Source organism: Eubacterium ramulus, from assembly GCF_003122485.1.
GTDB lineage: Bacteria > Bacillota > Clostridia > Lachnospirales > Lachnospiraceae > Eubacterium_I > Eubacterium_I ramulus_A.
Map to the genome: position 1 here is coordinate 1 of NZ_JRFU01000134.1, position 10,134 is coordinate 10,134.

Consider the following 10,134-nt stretch of genomic DNA (forward strand, 5'->3'; position numbering starts at 1 on the left):
TTATTACTCACCACTTGCAGAAGTGGGAGTCTTCTCGACTGAGATAAAGTCCCACTTTCCTGTTAGTTTGTTTTTGTTTCGTTTTGTGCTGTTTGTTGTATCCTTTTGGTTTTTCTTGGTATACCAAAAGTATTTCTATCGAACTCCATTATAGTAGATGCACATCGCAATGTCAATAAACTTTCGTCTTCCCAAGTGAGTTGAAGGGACAAGGATTCATTGAGAAAAATGCCCCCTTCTCCCATTTACGTTTTCTATGTCGAAAGAATTTACATCTCTGAAATAAAGAAATCGGAAGATTTTTCCTTGGCAAGCGATTGTTAGCCGCAAAGGTAAAATCTTCCGAATTCTTTTCACATATTAAATTTTACGCTTCTGCTCTCGCAGCCACTTCTTTCTCCTGTACATCAGAAGGTGCCTGCTCATAGCGTGCGAACTCATACTCATAAGTTCCGCTGCCGCCGGTCATGGAACGAAGATCGGTATTGTAACCAAACAGTGAGGACATCGGCACATCTGCGATAATCTCCTGTTTGCCACCCTCTACCGGATTCATTCCAAGTACACGGCCACGGCGTTTATTTAAATCTCCCATAATATCACCGGTATATTTATCCGGTACCAATACTTTTACTGAAGCAATTGGCTCTAATAAAATCGGGGAAGCATCCATAAATCCTTTTTTGAACGCCTGAATTGCTGCGGTCTTGAATGCCATCTCAGAGGAATCTACCGGATGGTAAGATCCATCGTATAATACAGCTTTTACGCCCACTACCGGGTAACCTGCCAGCGGTCCGCGCTCTACGGATTCCTGAATACCTTTTTCTACAGCCGGGAAGTAGTTTTTCGGAACAGCACCACCAACTACGATCTGGTCAAATTCATATGCTTCTTCCAGATTGCCGGATGGCTCGAATGTCATCTTAACGTGACCATACTGTCCATGTCCACCGGACTGTTTTTTGTATTTGTATTCTACATCTGCTTTCTTGCGGATGGTCTCACGGAATGCAACCTTCGGCTGCTCTAATGTGATCTCAACTTTGTATTTCTCTTTTAATTTGCTTACCACTACATCCAGCTGCTGATCACCGATGGCATACAGCAGAGACTGATGATTCTCACTGTCATTGACTGCTTTCAGTGTCAGGTCTTCCTGCATCATTTTCTGCAATGCCTGAGAAACTTTATCCACATCGGCTTTGTTTACCGGTTTGTAGCTCATATATGTATATGGTTTGGATACAGCTGTCTTGATAAATGTAAGCGGTGTTGCTTTTGTAGACAGTGTATCGGTTGTCACTACTTTATTTAATTTTGCAAGTGCTCCGATATCGCCGGCATGCAGCTCCGGTACTTCTTCCGGTTTGTTGCCGCGCAGTACATATAATTTACCGATCTTGTCATCCATACCGTGCTCTTCGTTGTACATTACATCGTCTGTCTTGATAACACCGGATGTAACTTTGATCAGAGAATATTTTCCGATAAACGGATCCACAATTGTTTTGAAAATATATGCACTCTTTGCTTTTGCAAAGTTAAAGTCTGCATCGTATACTTCATTTGTCTTGATATTGATGGCTTTGCACTGTTTTTTCTCCGGGCTTGGCAGATATTTTACAATATCATCCAGTAAAGTGTAGATACCTTTTGCCATTGTGCCGGAAGCCATGGAAATCGGAACCATACTGCCATCGCATACATTGGTATGTAATACCTGACGGATCTCATTTTCGGAGAAGGTATCGCCTGAGAAGTAACGATCCATATATTCTTCACTTGTCTCTGCAACGGATTCTAATAATGCTTCACGGCAGATCTCCAGGTTTTCGAAAGAGTAATCCGGAACATCTGTCTTATCAACGGTTCCGTCCTCTTTCCAGCGTTTTGCTTTCATCTGAATGACATTGACATAGCCAACGAACTGTCCGTTCTCACGGATCGGTAAATGTAACGGAGCGATCTTCTTTCCGTATAATTCCTGCAGGTCTACGACTACCTGACGGAAACTTGCGTTATCATCGTCCATATTGGTAACCCAGATCATACGCGGAAGATTGTATTTCTCACAAATCTCCCATGCTTTCTGTGTACCGACTTCCACGCCGGCTTTACCATTTACCACAATAATTGCCGCATCGGCTGCAGCTGCTGCTTCTTCTACCTCACCGACAAAATCGAAAAATCCTGGAGTATCCAGCAGATTGATCTTTGTCTCTCTCCACTCGATCGGGACTACAGAAGTGCTGATAGAAAAACCACGTTTGATCTCTTCTTTATCATAATCACTGATGGTATTGCCATCTGTGACATTTCCCATACGATTGGTAATTCCGGACAGATAAGCCATTGCCTCAACCATTGTTGTCTTTCCAGAACCCCCATGTCCCAGTAAAACTACGTTACGGATCTTGTCAGTAGTATAAACGTTCATGTCATTTCCTCCAATACATAAAAAATCATGGTTATATTTTACTAAACTTTTCTCTTTTTTGCAACCTTTTTATAAAAAATGCACAAGTTTTATCATTATTTTCTCACAATTACTTCCTATACAAAGAAATTCTCTGAACGACAGCAAGTCTCAGGCAAAACACTTCTATGACTCACTTCGAAAAACAGTTCCCGCCAATGTTCTTCCATCTTCTGTTTTTACTTTTACACTTTAAAGTGTTGACTTTTTCATGCAAATGCGTTATCATGGCAAAAGATGTCACTGGAATACATTTGAAATGTGTTAAAAAACGTATCAAAAAAGTACTGTTTTTTTCAAGTGACATGTAAAGTGAATCATTTATTAAATAAAGTTATGAAGGAGGTACATTATGATTCCAGAAAAAATCGGCTTTATCGGCCTTGGACATATCGGCGGTTCTGTAGCAAAGACGGTGCATCGCATCTATCCGGACATTCAGATCGTCGCTTATGATACCTGTCGTGCCACTCTGGATGCCGCATTATCCGACGGCATTATCACAGAAGCACTGGATCAGGTAGGCAAAGGATTTTCCGATTGTAATTATATCTATCTGTGTGCCCCTGTTCTCGACAATGCAGACTATGTCCGGGAATTATCCGGCATTCTGCATGATGATATGCTGTTGACGGATGTGGGAAGTGTCAAAACCGGCATCCATGAGCAGATCCAGAAATACCCGGATCTGGAACGACATTTTATCGGCGGTCATCCTATGTGCGGAACGGAGCACGTAGGCTATGAGTATTCCACCGCTTACATGCTGGAAAATGCATACTATATTCTGACTCCGACACGCACGGTTTCGCCTAAAAAAGTGGAGGAATTCGAAAAGTTTGTGGCATCCATCGGTGCAGTTCCGCTGATCCTGGATTACAAAAAACATGATTTTTCCGTTGGTTCCATCAGTCATCTGCCGACGGTCATCGCTTCCACACTGGTCAATCTGGTGAAAAACCTGGATGACTCTGACGAAACGCTGCGTACCATTGCTGCCGGCGGTTTCAAGGATATCACCCGTGTCGCATCCTCAGATCCTACCATGTGGGAAAATATCTGTGTGGCAAACCGAAACCAGATTTTAGAGCTGATTGATACTTATGTTAAAGCTCTGCAGCAGACACGAAATACCATTGCGGAAAGCCATCCGGAGGAGATCAAAGAATTTTTCAGTTCTGCCAAGGAATACCGCGATTCCTTCAATATCTCCCACCGCGGTCCGATCCGCCCGGTTTACCAGCTGTTCTGTGACCTGATTGATGAAGCCGGAGGAATCGCTACGATTGCTACGATCCTTGCCTCCAACAATATCAGTATCAAAAACATCGGTATCATTCACAACCGTGAGTTCCAGCAGGGTGTTTTGCAGGTGGAGTTTTATGAGGCAGATGCCTACGATCATGCGGTAGAATTGTTACGAAAATACCATTACACGGTATATGAGAAATAAAAGGAAACGATATTTAACGGCAAATACAGTATAATTTGCCGAAAGCACAAAAAGATGAAACAACCGTTTGTCTATGCAAACAGCTGCTTCATCTTTTTTAACCTTTTACCATTTACGATAAATCATTATGAAATGTCGCTAATATTTATTCCATCACCACTATTGTGCTATCGGTTGGATAGATGCAAGTACTGCCTCACACTCTGCCTGTCCCTGATCTGCCGGACCGGTAATGATCATAGTGATCATTTTTCCACCCATCTCAGTAACTGCATAACACTGATAAATGTTATTAGACTGATACTCTGCAATACCATCCAGAGAAACAAACTCTGTATTTCCGATGGTTTTTGTTCCAATCTCATTCATCGTATAAGTAATTCCCTGATCTGCATAGCTGGAAAGCTGCTGAGAAAGAGACTCTATATACTCCTGTGCAGTAATATCGCCAAACGCGCTCATATCTTCTGCCATCATAGCAATATTAGAACCAGTTGAGGAATTGTAAATATACAAATCATATGCTTCGGATGCATCCGCACTTCCTGTATCACCGGTAACTTCCTGTCCTTTGTCCTGTACTGCATTCATTTCTTCCTCTGTGCCGATCTGCCATCCTTCCGGAAGAGTAAATGTCATTCCAAGAGAAGTATTGGTATACACATTGTCTGTCCATACTCCTGCTTCATACTGCGGTTCATTCTTTGCTTCCTCTTCTGCACTGACTGACGCATCTGCCTGCTCTGCGGATGCAGAGGTATTGGAAGAAGTGTCGCCTGTCTTATTATTTCCACCACAGGCTGTCAAAGAACAGATCATGGCTGCCATTAAAATAGCTACTATTACTTTTTTCATTCTTCTAGTCTGCCTTTCTTTTTATTCCATTTATTGGTTAAAAACACTATTATTTTAATCGGTAAAACAAAAAAAGTCAAGAAATGCTCATTTCCTGACTTTTCACACGTTACAAAATACCAAAACAGAGTTATTTTTTGTTCTCTTCCTCTAATTTTGCAATATATGCACGTACTTCATCACGTTCTTCTTTTGTTGATCCTCTGATCTGGAGATAATTTTTCATCATCTCTGCCGGAGATAATCCCCAAAATTCTACGAAATTCTGCACGTTATACTTCATATAATCCTGTGCTTTTACAATCGGATGATAACTGTAGATCTTTCCATTACGATCCATCCGTAAAAACTGTTTCTGAACCAAATGACTTAAATAAGTACTTACCGTCTGCGGTTTCCAGTCCTTGCCGTAAGCTGCATTGCAATCTCTTACTACCTCATTCAGAACCAGATCGTGATCTGCCAGCCAGATTGCACGCATTACAAGCATTTCCGCTGTTGTCAAATAATATTTGTTCGTTCTGTCAATCATGCTTTCGCCCCCTTGCGTTGATGCTTCATTTTTTAGTTCTCAACATTTTTATAGAATATAAAACCCGATATCGAACTACCATTACAAATAATTCCAATATCGGATTATTTTCTATTTTCTTTAATGTTTCTTTGTGATAATAAGAAAGTGTGCCATTACAGCACACCTTTTTATCAAAACAAATGCCGCTGGCCGGACTCGAACCGGCACGGAGTTACCCGCTTGATTTTGAGTCAAGTGCGTCTGCCAATTCCGCCACAGCGGCATTGTGTTCGGTTTTTACCGAACACGCTAATCATACCATACATGTATACATAACGCAAGATTTTTTTACATTTTTTCCAACCCTTTTTTCTGACAGATTATTACCAACTGAGCTTTTAAACGAAGGCTGCTTCTTGAGTCTACATCAAGAAGATGATACGTATGTGATGAGTGAACTATATCAACAGATTATACCAATCCTTTGATAATGTCAAAGCAGTCAAAGGTTGCAAAGTAATCCTTCGGTGTCTCTGCACGACGGATCAGCTGTGCGCTTCCATCCTCTTTCAGCAGTACCTCTGCGGAACGGAGACGTCCATTGTAATTGTATCCCATGGAAAATCCGTGTGCACCGGTGTCATGGATCACCAGATAATCACCCATATCGATTTTCGGAAGCATACGGTCTACGGCAAATTTATCGCAGTTCTCACAAAGAGAACCAACTACATCATATTTGTGATCGCATGGTGCATCCTCTTTGCCTGCAACGGTAATGTGATGATATGCGCCGTAAATAGCCGGACGCATCAGGTTTGCTGCACACGCATCTACACCGATATACTCTTTGTAAGTGTGTTTCTCATGGATTGCTTTTGTAACCAGACAGCCATACGGTCCCATCATGAATCTTCCCATCTCGGTATAAATGGCAACGTCACCCATATCTGCCGGAACAAGAACTTCCTCATATACTTTCTGAACGCCTGCGCCGATGACACGGATATCATTTGGAACCTGATCCGGTTTGTAAGCGATTCCAACACCGCCGGACAGATTGATAAAACTGATCTTGATACCAAGTTTTTCTTTGATCTCTACACATAACTCAAATAAAGTACGGGCAAGTGTCGGATAATAATCGTTTGTAACCGTATTACTTACTAAGAATGCATGGATACCAAAACGCTCTACACCTTTTTCTTTCAGAAGTTTGTATCCTTCAAACAGCTGCTCTTTGGTAAAGCCGTATTTTGCATCACCTGGGTTGTCCATGATACCGTTGCTCAGTGTATACACTCCACCCGGATTATAACGAAGACTCATTGTTTTCGGGAATTTGCCGATGGCTTTCTCCAGAAAATCAATGTGTGTAAAATCATCTAAGTTGATGGTTGCACCGATCTCATTTGCGTATACAAACTCTTCTGCCGGTGTATCGTTAGAGGAAAACATGATCTCTTCGCCGGACATTCCGATCTCATGGGACAGCATCAGCTCTGTCATGGAAGAACAGTCAGCGCCACATCCATATTCTCTTAAAATATTTAATAAAAACGGGTTTGGAGTTGCTTTTACTGCAAAATACTCGCGGAAGCCCGGATTCCATGCAAATGCTTCTTTCACTGCTTTTGCATTTTCGCGGATTCCTTTTTCATCATATAAATGGAAAGGAGTCGGATAAGATTTCACAATCTCCTCAATCTGCTCTTTGGTAACAAATGGTTCTTTTTTCATTTTGTTTTCTCCTTGTCGTATCACTTTTTCTCTCGCTATCCATCATACACAATACGGCGAAAAAAAACAACCCTCGTCAGGATTTTCTCCCGACGATGGGCTGTTTTCAGCGTCTATTCTTTTTTGACACCAGCAAAATGCTGCACATTTTCCTAGTTGTCAGCTGCTCCGGTTCTCTTTAATACATAGAAACCATCATCGAAGCAGGTTACATAGATATATCCTCTGTCATCTACGCAGCAATCTTCTGTCATTGCGTTACGCGGACCCGGTAATCCAGGGAAGAAGGAATCTTCCGGTTTTTTGTTCGGGTTTGGCGGAATAAAGTATGCAAGCTCTTTGATGTAGTAAGGATCAGATACATCATAGATACGCAGACCTGCTGCAAAGTAACAGCAGTATACTCTGTCGCCTCTCTGCTCCAGCCATGGCTTGTTGCTCATCGGCTCATGCAGGTTGTGCGGGCCGAACGGACCCTGGCATCCAAGGTTCATTACGTTGAAGTTTGGATATGGGAAGTCTTCCGGTACTTCCGGATACGGGAACTCTGCGATCAGAGTCGGGTGTGTCGGATCACTGACATCAACCATATGAAGGTTATTCATAGCCTGTGCCTCTTTGATAGATCCTTCCGGGAAGAACTGGAATCTCTCGCCCTCGTTTGTAACAACACAGAAATCACGACCCGGCAGCGGTAATGCTGTATGAGTACGTGCTCCTGCCAGATGGCTTGAGAATGCCGGCATAAATTTCAGCTGTCCTAACAGATGCGGACGGGTAACGTCTTTTGCATCCAGAACATACAGACCATCTCCGCCGTAACCACAGAACATAATTCCGTCGTCACGTCTGAATGGCGGTCCATGCATCCATCCTTTGTCCATGAAGGACGGAACATGTCCTGCATGATGATCAACCGTTCTGCAAGGATATCCGTCTACGAACTGATGAGGAGCCCACCAGTTACCAACCTCATGTGGATTTGTCGGATCAGAGATATCTACGATACGCATGATCATACCTTCGAAACGCTCGGATTCGCAGGAAAGATATACGTAAGGACCTCCGTTATACATAAAACGATGAACACCGATGGAGTGTGGTACTCCACAATCCCAGTAACCCAGATATTTCGGGTTCTCCGGATCTTCTTTCAGGCTCCAGATCTGGATACCTGCCTGACATTTCATGTTCATAAGTTCGCTCTGCTCTACTAATGCCCCTGGGCCTGAGCCTGCGGTCATTGCACAGATCAGAAGATCGTCTGCTACCTGAATCTTTGGTGTAGAGGTAGTCGGATACTCTTCCGGATCCAGTAACTGCAGATGTTTTACAAATCTGGTATGCTCCGGATCTGTAATATCAGCAATCAGTACACCATTCTGTGTACCGCCAAAACAGGAACCATACAGATAGTATTTTCCTTCTGCAGTTTTGTAAACCTGCATCTGGAAAGCGCCACTTTTACCATTCCAAGGGTTGAAATCAAGAACTTCCAGGTTTTTGATATAACCGTTGTTTCCCGGTCCCTTGGCATAAAATTTGTCTGCCATAATTCTGCCTCCTTCTTTTCTTAGTGACTCTATTTTAAAACACATTCTTTCATACGTCAAATAGAATAAAAAGGAGACTGTTATAACCATTTTGTTATATCAGATCTCCTTTTCCTATTTCTGTTTCCAGATGGATTTACGTTTTCCAAATATTAAAAAATTGCTTTTGGAAAACATTAACGATACTGCTGAATCGAAGTCTTTAACAATTCCACAAAACAATCAATTGCCGGATCTTTCTCCTCATTTTTCCACACCACACTGAGCGGATGAGTGGATTCCAGCACCAGCGACGCAAATCCCGGATTATCCAGCGCCCGGCTCCAGGCATCCGTCACTGCCACACCAAGTCCACACTGAACGCCCATGATCATGGCATCCGTACTGTGAACCGGTTGAATCTTCGGTGTAAAACCGTAAGGCTTACACACGCTTCGGATCAGATCTGTTACAAAATCATTATCTTCTCCCGCCACCGTCAAAAACTCATCCTCGCGGAAATCATACGGCGTCAGTTTCTTTCCCGGATCCGGCAGATTCGCCGTGCTGTAGATCAAAACTCTGGGAAGATCGATCACCTTTGCATGCATAATGCCCTGAATGTTCAAAATCTTCGGTTCAATAGTGACGATCACATCCTCCTTACCGCTTTGCAGTGCTTCCTGGGAGCTCCGTGGCTCATAGCTGTTTACTTCCACCTTGATATCCGGATACTGCCGGGCAAATTCCCGCAGTACCGGCAAAATAATTCCGGAAATATTCCAGTTATTGAGCACACCAAGATGAATCACCCGGTTTTTATTTTCCAGAGACAATTTTGCCCTCAGTTTCAGATCTGACAGTTCCGTCCGATACCGCTCAAAAAAATCATAAAACATTTCGCCGTTTGCTGTCAGCACGATCCCGCGGTTTAACCGTTCAAATAACGGGCATCCAAGTTCCTGCTCCAGTGCCAGGATCTGACGGCTGATGGCCGGCTGCGACACAAATAATTCCTGTGCCGCCTTTGAAAAACTCATATTTCTGGCTGCCGCCAGAAAATATTCAATCTGAAGATCATTCATAATGCTACCTGATATGCGTGAGATATAATGCAACAACAACTACAACCAGAATTCCTGCCAGAATCCGCGGAACAATCATTTTATTTGTTTTTTCGGAGCTCTCTGTCTCTGGATTTTGTTTCTGGTTTTCACGCTCTTCCTGTCTCTCCCGACGCCACTTTGCGATCACCTCGCGGGCAGCAGCTTCATCCTCCGGCTGCACATACAGTTCTTCGCCAAAATTATTCATTGCCATCAGAAAATTGCCGTGTTTTCCGGCACCGATCCGTTTTCTGACGCACGCAATCTTCTCCATGCGCAGACGAACATCTATCTCATCTGCATCCTCCGAATTGTACACTACCAGTACATTTGTCATTCCATCAATTTTTACTGCCATAGCTTTTCTCCCTGTTTTCTTCCATACGATTTGCTGTCAAAAAAAAATGCCGGAAACTGATATCACTCCAGTTTCCGGCTTTAAGCTACCGACGGGA

At 42.9% G+C, this 10,134-nt stretch carries 8 protein-coding genes and 1 tRNA gene; 1 reads left to right on the plus strand and 8 read right to left on the minus strand.

The annotated features are described in order from the left end of the window. Positions 1-367 precede the first annotated feature (367 nt). Positions 368-2,440 carry an elongation factor G gene (locus LG34_RS11735; protein ID WP_109216228.1) on the minus strand — a complete coding sequence of 691 codons (2,073 nt, stop codon included), beginning with the start codon at positions 2,438-2,440 and terminating at the stop codon, positions 368-370. A 391-nt stretch (positions 2,441-2,831) separates the two neighbouring features. Between LG34_RS11735 and LG34_RS11740 the strand changes: the two genes are divergently transcribed. Further along, on the plus strand, positions 2,832-3,932 hold the full coding sequence (locus LG34_RS11740) for a prephenate dehydrogenase (protein WP_181369356.1): 1,101 nt from the start codon (positions 2,832-2,834) through the stop codon (positions 3,930-3,932). Positions 3,933-4,091: 159 nt separating this feature from the next. Here LG34_RS11740 and LG34_RS11745 read toward each other — a convergent pair whose 3' ends face one another. From LG34_RS11745 to LG34_RS11775, 7 genes are all read right to left on the minus strand, one after another. Then, positions 4,092-4,787: a hypothetical protein gene (locus tag LG34_RS11745; RefSeq protein ID WP_109216229.1), complete on the minus strand. Its 696-nt coding sequence runs from the start codon at positions 4,785-4,787 to the stop codon at positions 4,092-4,094. Positions 4,788-4,917: 130 nt separating this feature from the next. Then, positions 4,918-5,319 (minus strand): BlaI/MecI/CopY family transcriptional regulator, encoded by a 402-nt coding sequence (locus tag LG34_RS11750; protein WP_109216230.1) that lies wholly within the window; start codon positions 5,317-5,319, stop codon positions 4,918-4,920. A 183-nt stretch (positions 5,320-5,502) separates the two neighbouring features. Then, positions 5,503-5,584, minus strand: a tRNA-Leu gene (locus LG34_RS11755). A gap of 188 nt (positions 5,585-5,772) precedes the next feature. Next, entirely contained in the window at positions 5,773-7,041 is a 1,269-nt protein-coding gene (locus LG34_RS11760) for a diaminopimelate decarboxylase (protein ID WP_109216231.1), read from the minus strand. Between the two features lie 152 nt (positions 7,042-7,193). Further along, positions 7,194-8,594 (minus strand): LVIVD repeat-containing protein, encoded by a 1,401-nt coding sequence (locus LG34_RS11765; RefSeq protein ID WP_109216232.1) that lies wholly within the window; start codon positions 8,592-8,594, stop codon positions 7,194-7,196. A gap of 176 nt (positions 8,595-8,770) precedes the next feature. Next, a complete protein-coding gene (locus tag LG34_RS11770) occupies positions 8,771-9,658 on the minus strand; it encodes a LysR family transcriptional regulator (RefSeq protein ID WP_109216233.1) in 888 nt (295 codons plus the stop codon). Positions 9,659-9,662: 4 nt separating this feature from the next. Further along, positions 9,663-10,037 carry a hypothetical protein gene (locus LG34_RS11775; RefSeq protein ID WP_109216234.1) on the minus strand — a complete coding sequence of 125 codons (375 nt, stop codon included), beginning with the start codon at positions 10,035-10,037 and terminating at the stop codon, positions 9,663-9,665. Positions 10,038-10,134: the final 97 nt, after the last annotated feature.

Coding starts and splice junctions, on each gene's coding strand:
- LG34_RS11750 (WP_109216230.1), bottom strand. CDS start 5,319: ATGATTGACAGAACGAACAAATATTATTTGACAACAGCGGAAATGCTT.
- LG34_RS11735 (WP_109216228.1), bottom strand. CDS start 2,440: ATGAACGTTTATACTACTGACAAGATCCGTAACGTAGTTTTACTGGGA.
- LG34_RS11770 (WP_109216233.1), bottom strand. CDS start 9,658: ATGAATGATCTTCAGATTGAATATTTTCTGGCGGCAGCCAGAAATATG.
- LG34_RS11740 (WP_181369356.1), top strand. CDS start 2,832: ATGATTCCAGAAAAAATCGGCTTTATCGGCCTTGGACATATCGGCGGT.
- LG34_RS11775 (WP_109216234.1), bottom strand. CDS start 10,037: ATGGCAGTAAAAATTGATGGAATGACAAATGTACTGGTAGTGTACAAT.
- LG34_RS11765 (WP_109216232.1), bottom strand. CDS start 8,594: ATGGCAGACAAATTTTATGCCAAGGGACCGGGAAACAACGGTTATATC.
- LG34_RS11760 (WP_109216231.1), bottom strand. CDS start 7,041: ATGAAAAAAGAACCATTTGTTACCAAAGAGCAGATTGAGGAGATTGTG.
- LG34_RS11745 (WP_109216229.1), bottom strand. CDS start 4,787: ATGAAAAAAGTAATAGTAGCTATTTTAATGGCAGCCATGATCTGTTCT.